The organism is Aliivibrio salmonicida LFI1238 (assembly GCF_000196495.1).
GTDB lineage: Bacteria > Pseudomonadota > Gammaproteobacteria > Enterobacterales > Vibrionaceae > Aliivibrio > Aliivibrio salmonicida.
The window spans coordinates 213,793-236,489 of sequence record NC_011312.1; the positions used below are offsets into that span (position 1 = coordinate 213,793).

Below are 22,697 nucleotides of genomic sequence, written 5' to 3' on the forward strand. Positions count from 1 at the left end.
AGATAATCTACACTTCCTGCATTTAAATAATTACTCAGCATTTAAAAAGTACGCTCAATTATATAAGCGAAATAACTCTTGAATTGAACGCTTCTCTTCATCTTGAGTTCTTTCTGCATTAAGCTGTAAAGATATTTTCTCTTCTTTAATTTTACTTGCTAGCTCTTTACTTGATTCAAAACTAAGTATATCCAAGCCTAAAGCATCTCGAAACCCAAAATTATTAGCCGTATCTTCTTGTATACACACAATACCACCAGCCCATTTGATAAATTGTCTTGCGGTACTTGCACCACCTCGTCCTTGCAATATGATGTGAGAGCATGACATTACCAATGCTGTATAACCTAAAGGATTCAAAGCGGTGACATAGCTTACATCAACCGTTTTCCTTTTTATATGCCTCAAATAGATCAAATGTAAATCAAGAAACATACGCTCTTTTCTCTGTTTTTTATGCCACAATATTAGAAATTTATACTCATCACCCAACACAGCTGTACATTCTTTTATAATCGATATTATAGTTCTCAAATCAAATGATTTCTGCTTGGTACCGATCAATATTTTTTTCTCAGAGTCTGCAACTATCTTATTCTTAATATATGCTTGCCTTAGGCATTCAGACTCTAACGTAGGCAACGTATCAAAAATCACCCCTGCATCTATAAACTCTATCGTTTCACGCTTCAACAGTGTTACCAGTTTTTGCTCAAATGTTTTTTTATGAGCAATAAATTTATTTATCTTCCCTAGAACCCAAATATCATCTCTACCAATTAAAGCTTTATTATCTTCAACAATATTGTCGTGTTTCTTAAATACTCTCCCCCAACGATCTACTTCATCATCTGCCAGAAAAATGTGCACTTTATCCACAATGCTTTCGTTTAATTCTAGAACTTGCTTAACATAAGATGAATTACCTTTATGTAACGACATAAAAGTAATAGTTTTTGCATCTAATGCCGATGCTATCACTTCTGGGTTAATTTGAGCATATGTCACTTGCTCTATTTTATTAAGATTATCCATATGACCAAGCATAGGAAAAACAATAACAACTAAAGATTCAGGAGAAATTTTAGCTCTATGAATTAAAGCATCTGCGTATAAATAGAAAAATCGATCATTGTCTGCGATAAAAAAAACATGCTTATCTTTGATGTCTATCATGATTGAATTTCCTTTAGAATCTTAATTAACTCATTGCACACAAGTTCTCTCTCACTTTCTAACAAGTTGTAAAACATTGGCAATCTTAACAATCGTTCACTTTCTTCGGTTGTATATTTATCTTCAGCATGAAAACGACCAAATTGAAGACCAGCGATAGAACTATGTAATGGTATATAGTGGAATACAGCTAATATACCTCGATCTTTAAGTTTATTTAAAACTTGAGTTCTAACCTCTAAATTTTCTACTTTAATATAGAACATGTGAGCATTGTGTTTTACTTCTTCCGGTATATGAGGTAAATCGATTAAACCTTCATGCTGAAATGGAAGTAGTTTATTAAAGTAAAACAACCAATCAGATAATCTTTTTTTATTAATTTTATCAGCACTACCTAATTGAGCCCATAAATAAGCCGATTGAATTTCACTAGGAAGGAAACTGCTTCCAACATCAACCCAGCTGTATTTATCTACCATCCCCCTAAAGAATTGACTACGATTTGTTCCTTTTTCTCTTAGTATCTCTGCTCGTTTTATAAATCTAGAGTCATTAATAAGCAATAGTCCCCCCTCACCGCCACTGGTGTAATTTTTAGTTTCATGAAAACTAAAAGCCCCTAAATGGCCAATAGAGCCTAACGCTTTTCCTTTATAAGTAGACATTACCCCTTGAGCAGCATCCTCTATTACGAATAATGAATACTTATGAGCTAAACTCATAATAAGATCCATTTCACACGCAACACCAGCATAATGAACAGGAACAATCGCCTTTGTTTTTTTTGTTATTGCAGCTTCAATTAAATTCTCATTAATGTTCATAGTTTCAGGGTGAACATCAACGAAAATAATTTTAGCACCTCTTAAGACAAAAGCATTTGCAGTACTAACAAAGGTATAGCTTGGCATAATAACTTCATCACCAGGCTGAATGTCAATAAGAAGAGCTGCCATCTCTAATGCGTGAGTACATGAAGGTGTTAACAAGGTTTTTTGTGCTCCAGTAGCATTTTCAAACCAGGTTTCACATTTTTTTGAAAAATGTCCATCTCCGGCAAGACAACCACTTTTAATTGCTTGATCAATATATGAAATCTCATTATCTGTTACTGGTGGTTTATTAAATGGAATCATAAAAATACTCTGAGGCTATGTAAAACATGTTATTTACTATAACATAAATTATTTTTCAACTTATCTAACAGGCTTAATGATCATGCAGTTAAAAAAACGCGTTTGGGACTCTAATTTTTTCAAGAAACCTATTTATGATATAGATTTAAATGGGAAAAGTAGTATCGATATTCTAAAAGATGACAATAATACTAACTGCTTAATAACAACTAAAATAAAAAATCAAGATTCATATAAAATCAATGAGTTATGTGAACTAGGATATTCATACTGTGAAGGGGAACTTGATTTTATCAAACAAATACAACCAACAGAGTCTACAATATTGTCTAATACAAATATCACACCAGCGATTCCTCAAGATCTTCCTGAACTCAATGATATTATAGATAATTTATATGAATATTCTCGCTTTAAGTCCCCATGGTTCTCACAACAAGAAAAGATACGTTTCTATACTGAATGGGTGAAAAAAGCAGTTCATGGTACATTTGACGATATTTGCTATCTACTAAAAGATAAGACAAATCACTCTATCTAAGGCTTTATAACTCTAAAAGTTAACGGTAATTCAGGCCAAATAGGTTTAATTGGGGTCTCTGAATACGCTAGAGGCAAAGGTGTTGCTTCTCAGCTTTTAGACCATGCATCAAATTATTTTTCATCGAAAGGTTGCCACTGTTTTACAGTCGCAACACAAACTAGTAATTTACCAGCGATCAATTTATATATTAAGAATAATTTTCAAGTAAAAAATTATTCTATTTGGCTTTATAAGGCTCTTAACAATCATTAATACCACTATCAGCCCAATACCTCTCATGCTTCATGGTATCTCTGAGAATATCCCAATTACCCGAAACTCTATCTAACCATGGATGGTACAAATGGATTTGTACGGCAAGTCCATTGAGAGATTTATTGGTAACACCGACTAAGTTTAGTCGATAGTCAACATCACTGTCTTCACCTACTGCTGGCGCTTCATATCTCATATCAAAGCCGTTTATTTTTAATAAATCTTCTTTAAATAATGAGAAGTTACAACCTAAAATCGCTTTGGCTTTCTTTCCTTTAAACAGAGATTGTTGCCACAGCTTAGCAAATCTAAGGCCTTTTTCAATATGGCGACCTTTTGTTTGTTTATCTCCATTAGATAACATGTACCGTATTAAAATTTCTAGCTTATTTTCACTAAAAAATGCTCCTGGAGATACGCTATTCATAACTCGTTGAGTATACAGCTCTGGGAGTTCAACTCGACGACCACTTAAGCTACGCCCTTTTTCTGCATTATTAAAGTGATCCTCAATAAAGTGCTTTTCTGGGATACAATCACCATCAATAATGATCAAGTAATCACTACTGGATTTGAGCACTGCATGATTAAGGATACGATTCTTTCTAAAACCTTTATCTTCATGCCACACATGCTTAACGGTAAAAGGTAAGGATTCTTTACGGGTATTAATGAAATCAATAGCTTCTTGCTTTGAACCATCATCCGCGATAATCACTTCAAAATTGGATTCCGTTTGAGTAGATAAGGCTTTAAATATTAACTCTAAGCATACTGTATTGTTATAAAATGCAATAATTAAAGAGGCTTTTGGTTTTAGCATCTAGTCCTCCTGCTTTATGGGTGTGACTTGAGATAATATCATCGCATTTTTATCTTTCTCAGATAATTGAGGTGGAGTCGTGATTGGCCATTCAATACCAATAGCCTTATCATCCCAAGCAATTGAGATTTCTGATTTTGGGTTATAATAATCCGTGCATTTATAGACAAACTCAGCGTCTTCACTTGTCACATAAAAACCATGAGCAAAGCCTTCTGGCACCCAGAGTTGATGTTTGTTTTCAGCAGAAAGATAAGTGCCAACCCATTGACCAAAGGTTGGGGAATTTTCACGAATATCAACCACTACATCAAACACCTCTCCTGAAACTACACGTACTAGTTTCCCTTGGGTGTTTTCTGTTTGGTAATGCAAGCCACGCAAAATCCCTTTTTTAGATTTTGAATGGTTATCTTGTACAAACTGAGTTGGTTTTCCCGTCACTAATTCTTCAAACTTCTTCTGGCTCCATGTTTCCATGAAAAACCCACGTTCATCCCCAAACACCGTTGGCTCGAATATTTTTACATCAGGAATATTGGTATCTATAACGTTCATGATTCGTTTCTTATCCCTTATCTTTATAAACTTGAAGATTATCCAAGGCCGTAGTCCAGTTACTTGCTTGAATACTAAAAGTATCGGTAATTTTAGAGGTATTCATCGTTGAGTTTGTCGGTCGTTTAGCCGGTGTCGGATATTCAGCTGTTGAAATAGAGCAGAGTGTAGGTATTGAATCTAGTACTTTTTGCTCTTGGGCTTTTGCAAAAATGGTGCGGGCAAATTCATACCAACTTACATGAGGTAAGCCTGAATAATGGTAAATACCATAATACTTATTCTCATCTACTTCTGCTGTGTTCTCTGCTAGCTGCATCATGATGTTAATTAAGGTGGCCGCAATGTCTTTTGCATAAGTTGGCCCACCAAATTGATCACCAACAATGCTTAATGCCTCTCGACCAGCCCCTAAACGCAGCATAGTTTTGACAAAATTATTACCTTGCTCACCAAAAACCCACGCCGTTCTTAAAATAATATGTTTAGCATTTTCTGCTATCACTGCTTTTTCGCCAGCGAGTTTACTCAGCCCATATACACCTTGTGGGTTTGTGACATCGGTTTCACTGTAGCAACCTTGCTTATTTCCCTCAAATACATAATCGGTAGAAATATGAAGTATGGTTGCTCCAATTTGTGCAGAAGCTTGTGCTAAATAACGAGGACCGAGTTCATTAATCGCATAAGAGCTTTCCACTTACTCTTATGCTTTATCAACGGCGGTATGATCTGCTGCGTTAATAATAAAATCAGGCTGAAATTCTGTAACTATAGCGTTCACAGCACTCTCATCGGTGATATCTAATTCAGACCTATCGACCGCGAGCAGTTGAGCTCTTCCCGTTAATAAGAGAGTTAAATGACTACCGACTTGCCCGGTTGCACCTGTAATAAGGACCTTTAGCATTATAATTCTTTCTGTTTATTATCGTTAATTAATCGGGTTAAATATTGGCCATACTCATTCTTCATCATCGGGGTTGCGAGATCTAATATTTGCTCATCTGATAACCAACCATTACGCCATGATATTTCTTCTAAACACGCCACTTTTAAGCCTTGTATATGCTCAATGGTTTGCACAAATGAAGAGGCTTCATGCAGACTCTCATGAGTCCCTGTATCTAGCCACGCAAAGCCACGAGCTAATAATTCAACATTAAGAGAACCATCGTTAAGATACATTTCATTAAGCGTGGTAATTTCAAGCTCACCACGATGAGAAGGCTTAACTTGTTTTGCCATTTCAACTACGCGGTTATCGTAAAAGTATAATCCTGTCACCGCATAATTCGATTTAGGTTTTAGTGGCTTTTCTTCAATTGAGATTGCTTTCATTTTTTCATCAAACTCAACCACACCAAAACGCTCTGGGTCTTTTACTTGATAACCAAATACGGTGGCACCTAAGTCACGTGAAGCCGCATTCTTTAACGTTTTAGAGAAAGATTGACCATAGAAAATATTATCACCAAGTACTAAGCAGACTGGGTCATCACCAATGAACTCTTCGCCAATAATAAAAGCTTGAGCTAAACCATCAGGGCTTGGTTGAATTGCGTATTCAAGGTTAATCCCAAAATCAGAGCCATCGCCTAATAAGCGTTTAAAACCTGCGTTATCTTCTGGAGTAGTGATAATTAAAATATCTTTAATACCGGCGAGCATTAATGTCGATATCGGATAAAACACCATTGGTTTGTCGTAAATAGGTAATAACTGCTTTGATACTCCACGAGTTAATGGATATAGGCGTGTGCCTGAGCCTCCGGCTAAAACAATCCCTTTCATTATCTAATTTCCTTATGTACAACCTGTTCACTTGATACGCCTAAACGTTCTCCTGCATAAGACCCATCAAGGACGCGTGACCACCATTGTTTATTGTCTAAATACCATTGAACGGTTTTTCGGATCCCTGATTCAAAGCTCTCTTCTGGTTTCCACCCTAATTCATGCTCAATTTTTGAAGCATCAATAGCATAACGAACATCATGACCAGGGCGGTCTGTTACGTAGGTAATTAAATCAAGGTACTGAGCAACACCTTCAGGTTTGTTCGGCACTAACTCTTCAAGTAATGAGCAAATGGTCTTAACTACTTCAATATTGGCTTTTTCGTTATGACCACCAATATTGTAGGTTTCGCCAATCTCACCTTCAGTAACGACTTTATATAGCGCGCGAGCATGGTCTTCTACAAACAACCAGTCTCGAATTTGCATTCCATTGCCATAAACAGGTAAATACTTACCTTCTAAGGCATTTAAAATCATTAATGGGATCAGCTTTTCAGGGAAATGATATGGCCCATAGTTATTTGAACAATTAGTAATAACTGTTGGTAGGCCATAAGTACGTTGCCATGCACGAACTAAATGATCTGAAGAAGCTTTAGACGCGGAATAAGGGCTTGATGGCTCATAAGGGGTTGTTTCGGTAAACAAATCATCTGTACCTTCTAAATCACCATACACTTCATCCGTTGATATATGGTGAAAACGAAAGGCTTGCTTTTTATCATCAGCTAACAAATTCCAATAGGCACGCGTTGCTTCAAGTAAAGTATAAGTACCGACAATATTAGTTTCAATGAACGCAGCAGGGCCATCTATTGAGCGATCTACATGTGACTCAGCAGCTAGGTGCATGACTGCATCAGGTTGATATTCAGAAAAAATACGGTCAAGTTCAGTGCGATTACAGATATCAACGTGTTCAAATGAATAACGATCTGATGCTTCAACCTGACTCAAAGACTCTAGATTTCCTGCGTAGGTAAGAGAATCAACATTGATGACAGAGTTTGATGTATTGCTGATAATGTGGCGAATAACTGCTGAGCCAATAAAACCTGCGCCGCCGGTGACTAAAATATTCATATTTATCCTTTAATCTAAAATCTACTTACTAAATCGACTAATCTGCTCTAATGCTTCTTGAAGATGTTGATAATTTAATTCAGCATCTTTCATTGGACGGTTAGTCTTATCTAACAATTGATATTGTCCTGTTGCACCAACTTCTAAAATCGACTCTTTATCAATAATTGCATAACCACTGTAGTTTGAAGTCATGATCCAATTACGATCAACATGCTTGCCTAATAGATCTTCACCTACTGAGTAATCTTTAATGTTGTTTGTTACACCTAAGTAGTTTTTCATCAAGGTTGGAACGACATCTTGGTGGCTAGTTAAATCATCTGCCGTCCAATCTAACGCTTTACCATTTATCTTTGGCCCAAATATAGCAAACGGAACCTTCACCTGAGCGTCTGTAAAGTTACTATTATGACCCCAGAAATTCATGCGGTTATCATTCATTTCTTGACCGTGGTCACCCGTAATAATCACTAACGTATTTTCTAAATCACCCGTTTCTTTTAGTTTATCTAATACTTGTTTTGCTACACTATCAACAAAATGTACACTCGTTTTATAGCGATTAAAGAAAGGCGTTGGATCGCTATCATTACTCAATTCTAAATAATTAATCTCATCTAGCATTGGCTCATATCGATGTGCATAATCTTTAGGGAAATCATACCCATGCGGTGCATCATAGAATAAGAATGAGAATGCAGGTTTAGAGGTATCACGCTTGCTGTACCACTCTAGCCAATCTTTAGTTAGATCTTTATCTAGTTCTGATGGCGAGCCACCTTCTGATTTAATGCGTAAATTTGGAATGTTTTTAAAGACAGTCTGGTTAAATTCAGGCTTTTCTAGCTGTGCTGCTGTGAATATTCCCATGTCATAATTGAGTTCTTGTAGGCGATCAATTAACGCAGGTGTTTTCTGGTTAGCTAAGAAGCCGTGCCAATACGTGCCTGGAATGCCATAGAACAATCCAAAGATACCCGTACGTGTCGCATTACCTGTTGCGATGTGATTATTAAAAATCACGCCTGATTGCGCGTATTCCCACATGTTTGGCGTATTTTCTGCGTTAAAGGTATCTGCGCGCCATGAATCAACAGTCAAAATCATAATATTAATTGGCTTTTCAACCGCTTCTTTTTGTAATGGTGCAAGCGGATAATTTAAATCACTTTTACGATTTAGCTTCATCGCTTTTTGTTGAGCAATGGCTTCTTCATTTACCCAGCCATATTTTTTCATCATGCTTGTTGATGTTGCAGGGTAAAAAGCAGGTAAATAACGTTTTACTGTTGTCACGGGTTGGTAGGCGTTCGCTGCAGCCCAAATATGAATTCCGTGGGTTGCTAATAATGCGAAGAACGTTATAAGTGCAAATTTACGACCCAATTTGTGCTGAGTTATTGCGGCTGGTTTTTCTAACCAAGAGATCAAAAGGTATTGACCAACAACCAGAGCAATTACTCCACCAATAACCGTTACCCATGTAATGAGTGGAAAGCTTACTACTTGACCAGAAAGCACCAATTCAAGAACAACGGCATTAATGTGGAATCGGTATTGAGCAAACACTAAGATATCAATAAATAACGTCGCAATACAAATAGAGGCGATTAATGCTTGCAACCCATTACGTATTTTTGCAGGACGAATTGCTAGAGCAGGCAAAGCAACCAGACCGATTAATCCCACTAGTAATACCATTTGGCTAAAGGTGCCTGAAGTAATAAAACTAAAACCAAGTATGTCCGTTGGGATCTCTGGCAAGAAGGCAAAATAACGAGTAGCAATGGCCATCGCAATAAGACTGTTGATTAAAATAAACCAACCGTGACTGTGAAGTTTTTGTTTAAATGTCAATGTATTCAAAATCATGAATCCAGCTGTAATGGGTGAATAAAAATGGGTTAAATTGTGTTGTAGCCCGAAAACAAGTGTTGCCACTCATCTTCCGACCATTTTATCTGTCTTTTGTTTACTTCTTTATGAAAAGATCGATTCAAACGAGATAAATTACTTTCTTTCCAATCGCTACCTTCTTGTTGATAGCATTTATCAAAGTCGATTATCCAAACATTCTCTTTATCATCAATTAAAATATTATGAATATTTAAATCAGTATGATTCACTTGTGCGGTGTGCATCTTACCAATCTCAGCCCCTATTTTTTGATATATTTCTTTAGATAGTGATTCTTCTTGTAAAATAGCCACTAAATCTCGTGCATGAGGGATCTTCTCGCTTAACAAATCGGCTTGGTAGCAAAAAGTGCGTTTAATCGAACGAGCTGCAATGGGCTTTGGTACATTAACACCCGCTTCTATTAAAATATTGAGAAGCTGAAATTCTTGATAACTGCGTGTTTTTTCCCAACCAGTAAAAATATAATGATCTTTAATTAGCTTTCCAAACAAGCCACCACGGCGATAATGACGCAGTGCCGCATCCATAGTATCTAATGCCACAAACCAAGTTGTTCCTCGCCCTTGAGCTGAGCCAATTACCTTATCTTGTTGCTGCCAATAGTCGGGATCACAACATTGTTCTGGTGAGTCACTAAGAATTGAGTCGTCATACCAAATGGTTTGTTTTGTTGTTTGGATTTTTTGCATGTTACAGGTACTCCAATATTAAACATTAGAGATTATACGCTGCGCTAACTAGACCGCTTCGCTTCTAGAAACTATAAGTTCAAGAGCGAAATGCCTCTAAACTCTGCTCTTATAGTCTCTAGAAGCGAAGCGTATAGTTTCTCGCCAGCAACCCCTCCCAACCTCCCCTTATATCAACATTTATAGCTAAGTAGCTATATCAATAAAGGGGAGGAGCTAAAAGCAAGTACCCCTGAATCCTGAGACCTGAACCCTGCTCTTATAGCCTCTAGTTAGCGCAGCGTATAGTTTCTAGTCTCTTTCTTGCTCTGCCATTTTACATTTATGAACGTTAATAGCATAATTCTACCTCATTCTTTTTGGGTAAACATCTTTATGGCTTTATTCACTTCTGCCCCTAACTCACTCTGTATTCTACGCTTATCTGCTATTGGTGATGTTTGTCATGCTGTTGCGGCAGTTCAAGCGATTCAAAAAGAGTGGCCGACAACCAAAATCACTTGGATTGTGGGAAAAATAGAAGCGCAATTAATTCATGATTTACCTGGTATTACGGTGATCCCGTTTGATAAAAAACTGGGATTAAAAGGGATGAAAGCAATTTGGTCACAGCTGAATAACCAACGTTTTGATGCACTGATTCATATGCAATTGGCGTTACGTGCTAGTGTGTTAACTATTGGTATAAAAGCTAAATATAAAGTCGGTTTTAATCGCAAGCGCGCCAAAGAAGGTCAATGGCTTTTTACCAATCGTAAAATTGAAGATACGGCCTCAGCGCATGTTCTAGATAGCTTCTACTCTTTTATTGAGTACCTTGGTGTGCCTAAAAGTGAACCAACCTGGAATATTCCATTATCTGACGATGACTTTTCGTTTGTGAATTCACATATTCCAGCAGAAAAGCCGTATGTGGTGATTTCCCCTGCTGCCAGTAAGGATGAGCGTAATTGGTTGACTGAGCGCTATGCTCAATTATCTGACTGGTTAACCACACAAGGCTACCAAGTGGTACTTTGTGGTTCGCCAAGTGATCGTGAAAAGCAACTTGGTGACAGTATTGAATCACTTGCCAACTCTCCACTTATTAATTTAATTGGTAAGACTTCATTAAAACAGTTAACCGCAGTATTAAAAAAAGCCACGGTAGTAATTGCACCGGATTCAGGCCCAGCACATATCGCTACAACACAAGCCACACCAGTTATTGGCTTATATGGCCATAGTAATCCTAAACGCACGGGGCCATATAATAGCTTATCTTATGTGGTGAGTGTGTATGAACAACATGTAACGCAACAACAAAATAAGCCTGTTAATGAGCTAAAATGGAGCACTCGCGTTAAAGGCGAGCATATAATGCAAGATATAACGCTTGATATGGTTGCCCGCTCATTTCAGCAACTGGAAATCATCCTAAACAGCACCGAAGAAGGGAAAAAATAATGACAACATCCTCTCCAACCTTAGCGGTTGCGCTTATTGTTAAAAATGAAGCAAAACATTTAAAAGCCTGTCTTGATACCGTTGCTGATTGGGTTGATGAAATTGTGATAATGGATTCAGGAAGTACTGATTCAACTGAAACAATTGCTCGTGAATTTACTGATAAATTTATTGTAAATAAAGAGTGGCCAGGGTTTGGCAAACAACGTCAATTAGCACAACAGCACGTTACCTCAGATTATGTATTATGGCTTGATGCCGATGAGAGAGTCACTCCAGAGTTAAAAACTGAAATTTTAGCTGCCGTGAAAGCAAACAAGACAAAGACCGCATATAAAATAAATCGCTCAAGCTCTGCGTTTGGGAAATTTATTAAGCACTCTGGTTGGTCTCCTGATTGGGTTGTTCGTTTATATAAAACTGATGAAACTCAATATAGCGACTCTCTAGTGCATGAAAGTGTCGTTATTCCAAACCATATTCAAGTTAACGCTTTAACTGGTCGCTTATTACATTTCACATACGATGCTTTGCAGCAATATAATGCAAAAAATGTCATGTATATAAAATCTTGGGTCGACCAACGCGAAGGAAAAAAGAAAGGCTCACTCAGTGGTGCTTTTCTTCATGGATTCTTTTGTTTTATCCGTATGTATATTTTAAAGCGTGGTTTTTTAGATGGCCGCCACGGATTACTACTTGCAACACTAAGCGCTAGCGTGACGTTCAATCGTTACGCTGATCTATGGCTACGAGACTACAATAAAGCAAACAAGGAATAATGATGAAAATTTATCATGTTAATCTTGCTCGTGGTTTCAGTGGCGGGGAACAGCAAACCCTCGCACTCATCCAGCAACATCTAAAAGAGAAGCAAAATATCGCAGTGATTGCTCTAACTAACAGCCCTTTTTATAACGCGATATCAGATTTAGGCTGCGAAGTTATTACTGTTCGACATTATCTACTAGGTCACACGATTTCTCTTCCGAAAGACGCGGTTTTACATGTTCATGAGGGGCATGCTATCTATTGGGCTGCACTTCAACATAAAGTAAGTCAAACGCCTTATATCATTACTCGACGTTTAGATAATCCTATTAAGAAAAAATGGCTCACTACTTTTGCGTATTCAAATGCAGCGGCCATTGTTGGGATCAGTACTTGTGTTTCTGAGGTAGTGCGACAACGCCTTCCGCAACAACATATTATGACGATTCCTGATTCACCGGTTACTTATCCGATCAATCATTCTGAAGTCGCGAATATTAGGGAGCGATTTAAGGATAAATTTTTGGTTATTCAAGCCGGTAATATGATCCCTCATAAAGGGTTTGATGTCACCGTTAACGCCGCAATGCTACTGAAAGATCCTCGTGTTCATATCTGTTTATTGGGGGATGGGAAACAACGCTGTGAACTAGAAAAGCAAGCTTCAGGATTAACTAATATTTCGTTTATGGGTCGTCAACATAATATGGGTGACTGGTTTGCGGCTGCAGATTTGTTGATCCACCCTTCTTATACTGAAGGGCTCGGGTCTGTGATTTTAGAAGGCATGAGTACAGGCCTTCCTGCTATAGGTTCGCGTGCAGGAGGGATCCCTAACATTATCGAACATGAAAAATCAGGGCTACTTATCGAGCCGGGTAACTCTACAGAACTGGCAGAACACATTGAAAAAATAGCTAATAATGCCACGCTAAAAGAGCACTTAATTGAAGGTGGGTGGGAAAAATTAACCGCCTTTATGATTGAGCATACTGCGGCTCTGTATTTCAAGGTTTACCAACGAGCTTTACAACATGACTAAATTAACGCTTTATCCTGGCACTTTTGATCCAATCACTAATGGGCATTTAGATTTAATTAAACGCTCTGCGGCCATGTTTGAACACATTATTGTGGCGGTAGCGGCCAGCCCAAGTAAAAATACTTTATTTACGCTCGATGAGCGCGTTCAATTAGTGCAAGAAGTAACTCAGGATCTGCCAAACGTGTCCGTTGAGGGTTTCTCTGGACTAATGGTGGATTTCGCAAGACAGAAACAAGCAAACCTATTGGTCCGAGGCTTAAGAACCACGATGGATTTTGAGTATGAATTTGGCTTAACTAGTATGTATCGTAAGTTAATGCCAGAGTTAGAAAGTGTATTTCTTACGCCTTCTGAAGAGTATGCTTTTCTCTCTTCGACCATTGTTCGCGAAGTGGCATTGCATGGGGGAAGTGTGGAAGCCTTTGTTCCTTCTGTGGTAAATCAAGCATTAATACATAAAGTAAAGTCACCAGTTTAATGCCCAAACAAAGGCCACTCAAATAAGTGGCCTATGATTACAATTAATGAACGCCTTTTACTTGGCTATTGATGTATAAGGTTTGCAATGTGTGGTAATCCTTATCTAAAAGCTTGCCGTTATTTGAAATCGATTCAGGAGTTATCGCCACCTCTGATACCCATGGATATAATCGATCTGGCTGCTTATTCATATATATCCCCTGCTCTATCAACGTCATTTCAGGATTATAACCAAATCGGTTTGTGTCTGTTGTGCTCAACATATTCTCTCCACCTAAGCTGTAATATGTCGCTTCTGACAAGCTGAATGCATACAAGGTTGGGAAGATATCTTTGTGCGATCCTACAACTTTTTCATTATAGATATATGGCACTTGGTGTTGTATTTTTTCAGGCACATACAGATAAAATGGCACAGCATTGATGATCGCTAAATCATCAGGGTACTGCATCGTAAACCCTCTTAATTTATGATCACCCGTCGCGGCTATGAGGGTTGATTCTCCTAGTGGTGACTGTTTTATATCCATAATAAATTCACCTAATGCGTTATTGGCATACTGATAAGTTTCAAGTAATCGCGTCGCTTCTTCTTCTCCTGACCCCATTCTTTCTAATAAACGCTCGCTCACCTTAAGTGGTTTTACATCATAATTTTCTGGTACTTCATAAGGAGTGTGGTTTGTAATGGTTAAGATGTAAATCATAAGTGGCTGAGTCGCTTCTTTTAGCTCTTTTTCTGCTAGTTTGAAAGCGTATTCATCCGATAATCCCCATTCACCACGAAACGCTTCTGCTTCAGGAAACGCTTTTAAAATCGCATTTTCATCTAATATTTCATCGAAGCCTTGTGATGGTAAATAATTAGCAACATTACGCCACATGCCATTGGTAGCAGTAATAAAAATCGTTTTATACCCTGCAGCTTTATAAGGACGTGCTGCCGCTGCTGCGACTTCTACTTTTTGAGCTGAAGAATGGCTGATCGTCGGAACATTACTTTGCCCTAACATATTCACCAGCGTATTAATTGTCGCTGGAGTCTCAGCTAAAAATCGCTTAAAAACAAAACCAGACTCAAAGGTTGGTCGCAATGCTCCTAATAAGTCATTTTCTGGATAGTTATCTTCAACAAGAACATTAGTTCCCATTCCTTCCATTAATGCCATCACAACATGAGGTTTGTTCTCAGCTAAATAAGCATTATAAGGCGTCGTAAACTGGCCAGTTGAGTTACCAACAACCTTAGTAAACTGAGCTTCAAGATCCACTTTATTTACTGAGTGAAATTTATTCTGTTTTTTATAATCACTTTTCGCCCACTCAAGTGCGATCAATCCATTCGGAGTGATGCTGTTAAGCACTTTATAATCAGAAATTTGCGCGTGATAACGCTTTAATGGATGAGAACCTAATGTGCCTCGCGCAAAGAAGAATATCGTCAAGATCATCACAAAAACAGAGACAGAAATAATTCCTTTGTGTTGTAATTTCCATTCCCATTGCTGCATTTTGTTTACTGCACTACGTACAATGATTGCAGAGAAGAAAGCGACTATCACACTGCTAATAAACGACAAGAAAATAGGATAATCAGCCCAAGCATTGGCTAATACAGCCTTGGTATCATCGTCCGCTAATCCAAAGATAAATACATCAATGTAATTGCCATAGGTAAGGTAGTAATAGTAATTACCAATGGAGAAACCAGTAACAATAAAAAAGATAAGTCCTGCGTACCAAGGGATTATTCTTACAAAGAAACGATAAGCTTTTGGGAAAATAGCGAGAACTAGACCAATGAGCAATAAGGGGACAAAACCAATAACCACTATTTTTAAATCAAAGCGTAAGCCTGTAAATAGAGCACGCCATAGATCCCCGCCGCGATGTGTAAGCTCTGCCATGTCACCAATATTGGCAAGAAAGACTAATCGACCTACAGACATGATGGCTGTGGCAATAAAAACAGATAACCATATGGTTCTACTGAGTTGTTTGAAGTTTTGTTGAAAGCTCATCTATATCTCTTTTCTATTGGTATTCTGATCACTATTTTACTGATTAATAGGTTGGCACTTTTCACACCAAAACGTATTTCTTTGCCCTATTTTCTGTTCTTGGATCAATGACTGACAAATTAAGCACGCCTCTCCTGCTCGTCCGTAAACTTGCAATTCTTGTGCAAAATATCCCGGTTTACCATCGACTTGGTTAAAGTCTTTTAAGGTGGTTCCACCTTGTTTAATAGCCGTCTCTAGTACTTTTTTAATGTCAGATACTAATCGTTCAATTTGGGCTAACGTCAATGTACCTACTGGTGCCTTAGGATTTATCTTTGCCATAAATAAGGATTCACTGGCGTAGATATTCCCCACCCCCACCACAATAGTGTTGTTCATAATAAACTGTTTTACGACGATTTTTTTATTCTTTGCTTTTTCTGCTAGATATTCCACATTAAATACATCGGTAAGTGGCTCTGGGCCAAGCTTGGCAAGCACGTCATGTGAAACGCCTACTTCAGAATATAGCCAAGCACCAAATTTACGAGGATCGTTATAACGAAGCAATTTACCGCTATCTAAAACAAGATCGACATGATCGTGTTTTGCTGTTGGGATCGCCTCATCGAGTATACGTAGACTACCAGACATACCTAAATGAATGATGGCTGTGCCTTCTGGGGTGTCTATCATTAAATATTTAGCACGCCGGCGGATGGATTGAATTCTTTGCCCTACGAGTTTTTGTAGCTCTTGTGGGATCGGCCAGCGCAGCTTTTCTGTTCTGACTGTGATCGCTTTGATAGTTTGACCTTGTAGGTGTGGTGTTATTCCTAATCGGCTGGTTTCGACTTCTGGTAGTTCTGGCATTTTTGATCCTTTTAAAAATAAATCCTTAGCGTTCAGAGATGATCGCAACGAGACTAGAAACTATACGCTGCGCTAACTAGACCGCTTCGCTCCTATAAAAGAAAAAGCGAACACAACTGAAACCAATTATCCTACCACTTCAACCGTACCTGCTCTTATAGTTTCTAGTTAGCGAAGCGTATAGTCTCTAGTTTCTAAACAAATACCCTTCTTCTCCACTCACCGCTATCCATTCACCCTGCCAGTTCTGCATCATCCAGAAATTCGGAGCTTGGTAAATTGTAATACGCTGCGGCTCTTCTTGCTTTTCTAGCCACGCTTCTACCGTACTTGGTGCTGGTAATTTGGTTTTGAGTACTTTTACTGACTCTTCATTCAGTACTGTACCTTGCAGAGTAAACCAATGTTCAATCAATTGGCTAACTGTCTCTGACGTATCGGGAGCAGGATCATAATCTGCAAAATGCATTTTTTGAATGGTATTACTACCTTCAAATAACGGCTGTACGCCTGTTACTGTGTCTACTTGTTGTTCTGGTTCGAGTAGGTAGGTTTTAATCAACTGTGGGGCTTGTAGGACGCCAATGAAGACTAAGACGGCTATCATTAGTATATTATTGTATTTACGGCGTGATGGCTTTTTCATAAAACTCCTTTAAGGCTATAGTGGCTTGAAACTAGAGACTATACGCTTCGCTAACTAGAAACTATAAAAGAAAAAGCAAGTGCCTCTGAATTCTGCAAGCGTAGCGATCTGAACTCTAGCTCTACCGCTTTTGATCTTATAGGAGCGAAGCAGTCTAGTCAGCGAAGCGTATAGTTTCTAGTCCTTTCCCTGATTTTAACGCAAAAAAAAACCCAGCAACAAGGCTGGGTTTTCAATATGTCAAAGTTGCAATCAGTAATAGAATTACTTGATTTTAGCTTCTTTGTAAAGAACGTGCTGACGTACAACAGGATCAAACTTTTTGATCTCCATTTTACCAGGCATGTTACGTTTGTTCTTATCAGTTGTGTAGAAGTGACCAGTGTTAGCAGTTGATACTAACTTGATTTTCTCACGTGCGCCTTTAGCCATTTTCTAGATCCTTTTAAACGTTCTCGCCACGAGCACGCATTTCAGAAAGAACGACATCGATGCCTTTCTTATCAATGATACGCATACCTTTAGCGGTAAGACGAAGTTTAACGAAGCGTTTTTCGCTTTCTACCCAGAAACGATGAGTTTGTAGGTTCGGCAGAAAACGACGCTTGGTGGCATTTTTTGCGTGTGAGCGGTTGTTACCAACTGCAGGACGCTTACCAGTTACTTGGCATACTCGGGACATTGCTGTCTTCTCCAAATCGTTTCAGCTCGATATCACCTTGGTGGCAAAAAACCACAAAAAATTTCAAAAGAAATTAATAATTCAAGGCTATCAAAGGTCGCGCATTATACTAACTGAATGCGCATTGCTCAAGACCCAATAGGGTCATTTATACTGTTTTTTGTGTTTTTTTTATTCAATTGCTAAAAAAAACACTCAAATCCATCCTCTTTCGGCAAAAGAGACTATTTCTCCATCGCCAATCACGAAATGATCGAGGACTCGGATATCCACCAATTCAACTGCATCTGAGATACGTTTTGTTATCCTTCTGTCAGCTTGACTTGGCTCTGCGACACCAGATGGGTGATTATGCGCTAAAATGATGGCGGCTGCATTATAATCTATCGATCTTTTTACAACTTCTCTTGGATAGACCGCAGCGGCATCAATTGTACCTTCAAATAACACCTCCCCTTTTAGTACTCGATGTTGGTTATCAAGAAAGAGAACATAGAACGCTTCTCGATGTCGGTCCCTTAATATTCGCGTAAGATAACGCTTGGTGTGTTCCGGACTGGTGAGCGCATCTTCCTTTTCTATCTTTTCAAATAAATATCGCTCTGTCATTTCAACAACGGCCTGCAACTGGGCAAATTTTGCCGTGCCTAATCCTTTGTGGCTGCAAAATTCATTTTCATTCGAACCCAATAATTTTCTTAGAGAGCCAAACTCTTTTAGTAGCTTATCGGCCAACTCAATCGCATTCATTCCCTTAATACCAGTGCGAAGGAAAATGGCTAACAGCTCAGCATCGGTTAATGACTTTGGCCCTAGGGCGAGTAATTTCTCTCTTGGACGGGATTCCTCTGGCAGATTCATTAAAGACATAAACGACTCATGTAATGATTAATATTCATACAGGTTACAATTAATCCCCTGGCCTTACCCTTCTCTCTCCCTAGCCTTCGGCCTGCTTCAAAGCTTGATTGCAATTATGTTTTTGCTCATTTACTTGCATCAAGAGATTGAAGTGCATCACTCTGAAAAAAAATTATGATATGGTTAGCGCATTAATGGTGAATCACTTAAAGGTAAGTCGCGTCATGGCATCTCTCTCAGGAAAACGTATTCTTCTTGGTATTAGTGGCGGCATTGCTGCTTATAAATGTGCAGAGCTCACTCGTCGACTTATCGAGCGCGGCGCTGAGGTTCGTGTTGTGATGACAACCGCAGCCAAAGAGTTTATTACCCCCCTGACAATGCAAGCCGTCTCTGGGCACCCTGTTGCTGACAGTTTATTAGATCCTGCGGCAGAAGCGTCGATGGGACACATTGAATTAGCTAAGTGGGCCGATATCGTATTACTGGCTCCTGCTACCGCCGATTTAATCGCAAGAATGGCTGCTGGCATGGGTAATGATTTATTAAGTACTTTAGTGCTTGCGACGGATTCTCCTATTGCGGTTTCCCCAGCGATGAATCAACAAATGTACGCCAATCTAGCGACTCAAGAGAACATTGCGACGCTGACTCGTCGTGGTATGCATATTTGGGGTCCCGCTGCGGGTCAACAAGCTTGTGGTGACGTTGGTATGGGCAGAATGCTTGAGCCAATGGAACTGGTGCATTTGTGTGAAGATTTTTTTCAACCAAAAGCACTAGAAGGCCAGTCTTTATTAATCACGGCAGGTCCAACTCGTGAAGCACTTGATCCGGTTCGCTACATCTCAAATCACAGCTCAGGAAAAATGGGGTTTGCGATTGCAGAAGCCGCCGCGCAACTAGGCGCAAAAGTCACCTTGATTAGTGGCCCTGTAAATTTGGCTACTCCTGCTAATGTTGAGCGTATTGATATTGAAAGCGCAGAACAAATGCATAGTGCAGTGATGAGTAACGCGTCATCTCATTCACTCTTTATTGCCTGTGCTGCGGTGGCTGATTTCAGACCAAGCCAAGTTGCCACTCAAAAAATGAAGAAAACCGCCGATAATGACGGTATGACCATCACAATGGTGAAGAACCCTGATATTGTTGCATCCGTTGCTGCAATGACTGAACAACGACCATTTACGGTTGGTTTTGCTGCAGAAACGCAAGAGGTAGAAAAGTATGCTCGTGGTAAGTTAGAGCGTAAGAATCTAGATATGATCTGCGCTAATGATGTCTCAATTCAAGGACAAGGCTTTAATAGCGACAACAATGCGCTTCATCTGTATTGGAAAGGCGGCGATAAAGCTTTACCGTTAACGGCGAAGTCAGAGTTGGGTAAGGCGATTATGTTGGAAATAGTTGAGAGACTAGAGACTATACGCTGCGCTAACTAGAGACTAGTAAGAGCAGGATTCAGGACACTTAGGTTTCAGGGTTCAAGAAAAGCACTAGAAACTATACGCTACGCTAACTAGAAACTATACGCTACGCTAACTAGAAACTATAGAAGCAAGAGCAAGTACCCCTGAAAACTGAAACCTGCTTTGCTCTTATAGGAGCGAAGCGGTCTAGTTTCTAGTTTCAGAACCATCAAATAAAAAAGACAAAGGAACAACAATGACGACAACAAAAAAAATAAATCGTCGTGATGAAATATTACAATCGTTAGCACAAATGCTGGAATCTAACGAAGGCGCTTCACGTATTACTACCGCAAAACTTGCTAAACAAGTGGGTGTATCCGAAGCAGCGTTATATCGCCACTTTCCAAGCAAGGCAAAAATGTTTGAAGGGTTGATTGAGTTTATTGAAGAATCTCTATTCTCTCGCATCAATCGAATTATAGAAGATGAAAAAGATACCTTAAAACGTATTGAGTTATTATTAAAACTTCTACTGGCGTTTGCTGAACGTAATCCGGGGTTAACTCGAATTATGACAGGTCACGCATTGATGTTTGAAAATGAACGTCTTCGTGAACGAATTAACCAAATATTCGAACGTATCGAACTGCAATTTAAACAGATATTACGTGAGCGTATGATTCGTGAAGGTAAAGCATTCCCTGTTGATGAGGGGATTCTTGCTGCACAACTTGTTGGTCAAGTGGAAGGCAGCTTCTGTCGCTTTGTACGATCTGATTTCAAATATCAGCCAACCGCAAATTTTAATGAGTATTGGGCACTATTAAGTGCTCAGATCCAATAAATCCAACCCAATCTAACCGCATTGCTCGTTAGATTGGTGTTTTTCAAATAGGATTATGATGTCTAAATATCAAGCCCCTACATTCTCTTACTCCCTTCTGCATCCTAAATATTGGGGGGTTTGGTTTGGCTTTGGTTTATTGTTCACCATCGTCACTATTTTACCGTATAAAGCGACCTATAAACTCGCTCGTGGGTTAGGGTTTCTAGGATTGAAAGTAAGTACGTCTCGCGCTCATGTCGCTCGTCGCAATCTTGAATTGGCTTTTCCTGAAATGACCCCTTCTGAGCGCGAAGCCATCGTTATCGAAAACTTCAAAAACTCAGGGTTAGCAATATTCGAGACAGCTATGGCTTGGGTATGGCCAGATTGGCGTATAGAAAAACACTTTAGCTACGAGAATGTTCAACATCTATTGGATTTTGAGAAAGAAAAAAAAGGCGTATTGGTCGTTATTGTTCACGCCCTCAACCTTGAGTTAACTTGTCGAGCAATGGCAGCTGTCTCTCCTGGCTACGGCGTTTATCGTCCTCACAACAACCCAGCTTATGACTTTATTCAGTACTGGGGCCGCACGAGTCACGGAAATCAAACCATCGATCGTAAAGACGTAAAAGGCATGATTCGTAAGTTACGTAATGGCGAGCGAGTCTGTTATTTACCAGATCACGACTACAATCGAAATAAATCGGTGTTTGTGCCTTTCTTTGCTGTTCCAGATGCGTGCACCACCATTGGCACTGATATTTTAATCAGTGCGAGTCAATGTGCGGTCATCACTGCATCAGGATTTAGAACCTACAATAATTATCATCTAAATATTGATCATGACATCAGCGACCAATTGCCGAAGAATGATCCCACTGGCGTTGCGACAGTAATGAACCAAGCCGTTGAGCGTGTCATTCTTCGTGGTATTCCTCAATGGATGTGGCTGCATAAACGATTTAAAACCATGGAAGATCCAAGCATTAAGAAAGGCATTCGTTACGATTAATCGTATGCATTATTTCGGAGTTAAACTAGGGAAAGATGAAAACCAATTTAATCACACGTGAAGGCTTTAACAAGCTACAAGATGAACTCACGTTTCTATGGAAGGAAGATCGCCCTGAAGTCACCAAAAAAGTGACTTGGGCGGCGAGCTTAGGTGATCGTAGCGAAAACGCTGATTACCAATACAATAAGAAACGCCTACGCGAGATTGACCGTCGAGTGCGCTATTTGCGTAAGCGTTTGGATCAAGTCAAAGTCGTTGATTACTCCCCCCAACAAGATGGCAAAGTCTTTTTCGGTGCGTTCGTTGTGATTGAAAACGAACAAGGCGACACCCTCTCTTTTCGTATTGTCGGCCCTGATGAAATTTTTGGCCGCCATGATTACATTTCGATTGATTCTCCTATGGCGCGAGCGCTGATTAAGAAGGAAGTGGATGAAGAAGCGATTGTAAAAACGCCGGAGGGAGATAAAGAATGGTTTGTGAATTCGATAAAATACTAAGAACTATACGCTGCGCTAACTAGAACGCTTCGCTCTAGAAACTATAAAAGAAAAAGCATGAACCAATTAAAACGGTACTTCCCAAATCAGCCATACATGCTCTTATAGTTTCTAGTTAGTGAAACGTATAGTCTCTAGT

The 22,697-nt window shown here is 39.1% G+C and carries 24 protein-coding genes and 1 pseudogene; 10 read left to right on the forward strand and 15 right to left on the reverse strand.

From position 1 onward, the window contains the following. Nucleotides 1-54: 54 nt before the first annotated feature. Both VSAL_RS01135 and rffA read right to left on the reverse strand, forming a co-directional pair. Entirely contained in the window at nt 55-1,176 is a 1,122-nt protein-coding gene (locus VSAL_RS01135; RefSeq protein WP_012549055.1) for a hypothetical protein, read from the reverse strand. Then, complete coding sequence (gene rffA / locus VSAL_RS01140) at nt 1,173-2,315, reverse strand: dTDP-4-amino-4,6-dideoxygalactose transaminase (RefSeq protein WP_012549056.1); 1,143 nt, start codon at nt 2,313-2,315, stop codon at nt 1,173-1,175. The genes VSAL_RS01135 and rffA overlap by 4 nt, the downstream gene beginning before the upstream one ends. A gap of 82 nt (nt 2,316-2,397) precedes the next feature. Between rffA and VSAL_RS01145 the strand changes: the two genes are divergently transcribed. Next, the gene (locus tag VSAL_RS01145) at nt 2,398-2,856 is read left to right on the forward strand and encodes a GNAT family protein (protein ID WP_044583155.1); all 459 of its coding nucleotides are present in this window, start codon (nt 2,398-2,400) and stop codon (nt 2,854-2,856) included. 6 nt (nt 2,857-2,862) lie between these two features. Next, a complete protein-coding gene (locus VSAL_RS24205; RefSeq protein WP_083799305.1) occupies nt 2,863-3,111 on the forward strand; it encodes a GNAT family N-acetyltransferase in 249 nt (82 codons plus the stop codon). On the opposite strand, the gene VSAL_RS01150 is transcribed toward VSAL_RS24205, so the two are convergent. The 7 genes and pseudogenes from VSAL_RS01150 to VSAL_RS01180 form a co-directional block, all read right to left on the reverse strand. Next, a complete protein-coding gene (locus VSAL_RS01150) occupies nt 3,098-3,937 on the reverse strand; it encodes a glycosyltransferase family 2 protein (protein ID WP_012549057.1) in 840 nt (279 codons plus the stop codon). The two genes, VSAL_RS24205 and VSAL_RS01150, sit on opposite strands and share 14 nt — an antisense overlap. Further along, a complete protein-coding gene (rfbC, locus tag VSAL_RS01155; RefSeq protein ID WP_012549058.1) occupies nt 3,938-4,495 on the reverse strand; it encodes a dTDP-4-dehydrorhamnose 3,5-epimerase in 558 nt (185 codons plus the stop codon). Between the two features lie 10 nt (nt 4,496-4,505). Beyond that, nucleotides 4,506-5,405 (reverse strand): annotated as a pseudogene (gene rfbD / locus VSAL_RS01160) (dTDP-4-dehydrorhamnose reductase). After that, nucleotides 5,405-6,289: a glucose-1-phosphate thymidylyltransferase RfbA gene (rfbA, locus tag VSAL_RS01165; protein ID WP_012549059.1), complete on the reverse strand. Its 885-nt coding sequence runs from the start codon at nt 6,287-6,289 to the stop codon at nt 5,405-5,407. Before rfbA ends, rfbD begins: the two are co-directional and overlap by 1 nt. Then, nucleotides 6,289-7,380: a dTDP-glucose 4,6-dehydratase gene (gene rfbB / locus VSAL_RS01170; protein WP_012549060.1), complete on the reverse strand. Its 1,092-nt coding sequence runs from the start codon at nt 7,378-7,380 to the stop codon at nt 6,289-6,291. The genes rfbA and rfbB overlap by 1 nt, the downstream gene beginning before the upstream one ends. A gap of 21 nt (nt 7,381-7,401) precedes the next feature. Continuing rightward, a complete protein-coding gene (locus VSAL_RS01175) occupies nt 7,402-9,240 on the reverse strand; it encodes a DUF3413 domain-containing protein (protein WP_044583366.1) in 1,839 nt (612 codons plus the stop codon). A 47-nt stretch (nt 9,241-9,287) separates the two neighbouring features. Next, a complete protein-coding gene (locus VSAL_RS01180) occupies nt 9,288-9,992 on the reverse strand; it encodes a 3-deoxy-D-manno-octulosonic acid kinase (RefSeq protein ID WP_012549062.1) in 705 nt (234 codons plus the stop codon). 375 nt (nt 9,993-10,367) lie between these two features. Between VSAL_RS01180 and VSAL_RS01185 the strand changes: the two genes are divergently transcribed. From VSAL_RS01185 to coaD, 4 genes are read left to right on the forward strand one after another with little or no spacing between them, the layout of a single operon-like run. Beyond that, entirely contained in the window at nt 10,368-11,438 is a 1,071-nt protein-coding gene (locus VSAL_RS01185) for a glycosyltransferase family 9 protein (protein ID WP_012549063.1), read from the forward strand. After that, nucleotides 11,438-12,220: a glycosyltransferase family 2 protein gene (locus tag VSAL_RS01190; RefSeq protein ID WP_012549064.1), complete on the forward strand. Its 783-nt coding sequence runs from the start codon at nt 11,438-11,440 to the stop codon at nt 12,218-12,220. The genes VSAL_RS01185 and VSAL_RS01190 overlap by 1 nt, the downstream gene beginning before the upstream one ends. A gap of 2 nt (nt 12,221-12,222) precedes the next feature. Continuing rightward, complete coding sequence (locus VSAL_RS01195) at nt 12,223-13,251, forward strand: glycosyltransferase family 4 protein (protein ID WP_044583156.1); 1,029 nt, start codon at nt 12,223-12,225, stop codon at nt 13,249-13,251. Then, nucleotides 13,244-13,732, forward strand: coding sequence for a pantetheine-phosphate adenylyltransferase (coaD, locus tag VSAL_RS01200; protein ID WP_012549066.1), 489 nt, complete (start codon nt 13,244-13,246; stop codon nt 13,730-13,732). Before VSAL_RS01195 ends, coaD begins: the two co-directional genes overlap by 8 nt. Before the next feature lie 43 nt (nt 13,733-13,775). Here coaD and VSAL_RS01205 read toward each other — a convergent pair whose 3' ends face one another. The 6 genes from VSAL_RS01205 to radC form a co-directional block, all read right to left on the reverse strand. Beyond that, nucleotides 13,776-15,755 carry an LTA synthase family protein gene (locus tag VSAL_RS01205; RefSeq protein WP_012549040.1) on the reverse strand — a complete coding sequence of 660 codons (1,980 nt, stop codon included), beginning with the start codon at nt 15,753-15,755 and terminating at the stop codon, nt 13,776-13,778. Between the two features lie 36 nt (nt 15,756-15,791). Beyond that, nucleotides 15,792-16,610 carry a bifunctional DNA-formamidopyrimidine glycosylase/DNA-(apurinic or apyrimidinic site) lyase gene (gene mutM, locus VSAL_RS01210; protein ID WP_012549041.1) on the reverse strand — a complete coding sequence of 273 codons (819 nt, stop codon included), beginning with the start codon at nt 16,608-16,610 and terminating at the stop codon, nt 15,792-15,794. Nucleotides 16,611-16,797: 187 nt separating this feature from the next. Continuing rightward, nucleotides 16,798-17,256, reverse strand: coding sequence for a hypothetical protein (locus VSAL_RS01215; protein ID WP_012549067.1), 459 nt, complete (start codon nt 17,254-17,256; stop codon nt 16,798-16,800). A gap of 264 nt (nt 17,257-17,520) precedes the next feature. After that, the gene (gene rpmG / locus VSAL_RS01220; RefSeq protein ID WP_012549068.1) at nt 17,521-17,688 is read right to left on the reverse strand and encodes a 50S ribosomal protein L33; all 168 of its coding nucleotides are present in this window, start codon (nt 17,686-17,688) and stop codon (nt 17,521-17,523) included. A 13-nt stretch (nt 17,689-17,701) separates the two neighbouring features. Further along, nucleotides 17,702-17,938: a 50S ribosomal protein L28 gene (rpmB, locus tag VSAL_RS01225; RefSeq protein ID WP_012549069.1), complete on the reverse strand. Its 237-nt coding sequence runs from the start codon at nt 17,936-17,938 to the stop codon at nt 17,702-17,704. A 195-nt stretch (nt 17,939-18,133) separates the two neighbouring features. Then, on the reverse strand, nt 18,134-18,808 hold the full coding sequence (radC, locus tag VSAL_RS01230) for a RadC family protein (RefSeq protein ID WP_012549070.1): 675 nt from the start codon (nt 18,806-18,808) through the stop codon (nt 18,134-18,136). A 215-nt stretch (nt 18,809-19,023) separates the two neighbouring features. Between radC and coaBC the strand changes: the two genes are divergently transcribed. The 4 genes from coaBC (at nt 19,024) to greB (ending at nt 22,558) form a co-directional block, all read left to right on the forward strand. Then, complete coding sequence (gene coaBC, locus VSAL_RS01235) at nt 19,024-20,244, forward strand: bifunctional phosphopantothenoylcysteine decarboxylase/phosphopantothenate--cysteine ligase CoaBC (RefSeq protein ID WP_012549071.1); 1,221 nt, start codon at nt 19,024-19,026, stop codon at nt 20,242-20,244. Between the two features lie 223 nt (nt 20,245-20,467). After that, nucleotides 20,468-21,058 carry a nucleoid occlusion factor SlmA gene (slmA, locus tag VSAL_RS01240; protein WP_012549072.1) on the forward strand — a complete coding sequence of 197 codons (591 nt, stop codon included), beginning with the start codon at nt 20,468-20,470 and terminating at the stop codon, nt 21,056-21,058. 58 nt (nt 21,059-21,116) lie between these two features. After that, nucleotides 21,117-22,055: a Kdo(2)-lipid IV(A) acyltransferase gene (locus VSAL_RS01245; protein ID WP_044583157.1), complete on the forward strand. Its 939-nt coding sequence runs from the start codon at nt 21,117-21,119 to the stop codon at nt 22,053-22,055. A gap of 35 nt (nt 22,056-22,090) precedes the next feature. Next, entirely contained in the window at nt 22,091-22,558 is a 468-nt protein-coding gene (gene greB, locus VSAL_RS01250) for a transcription elongation factor GreB (RefSeq protein ID WP_012549074.1), read from the forward strand. Nucleotides 22,559-22,697 lie beyond the last annotated feature (139 nt).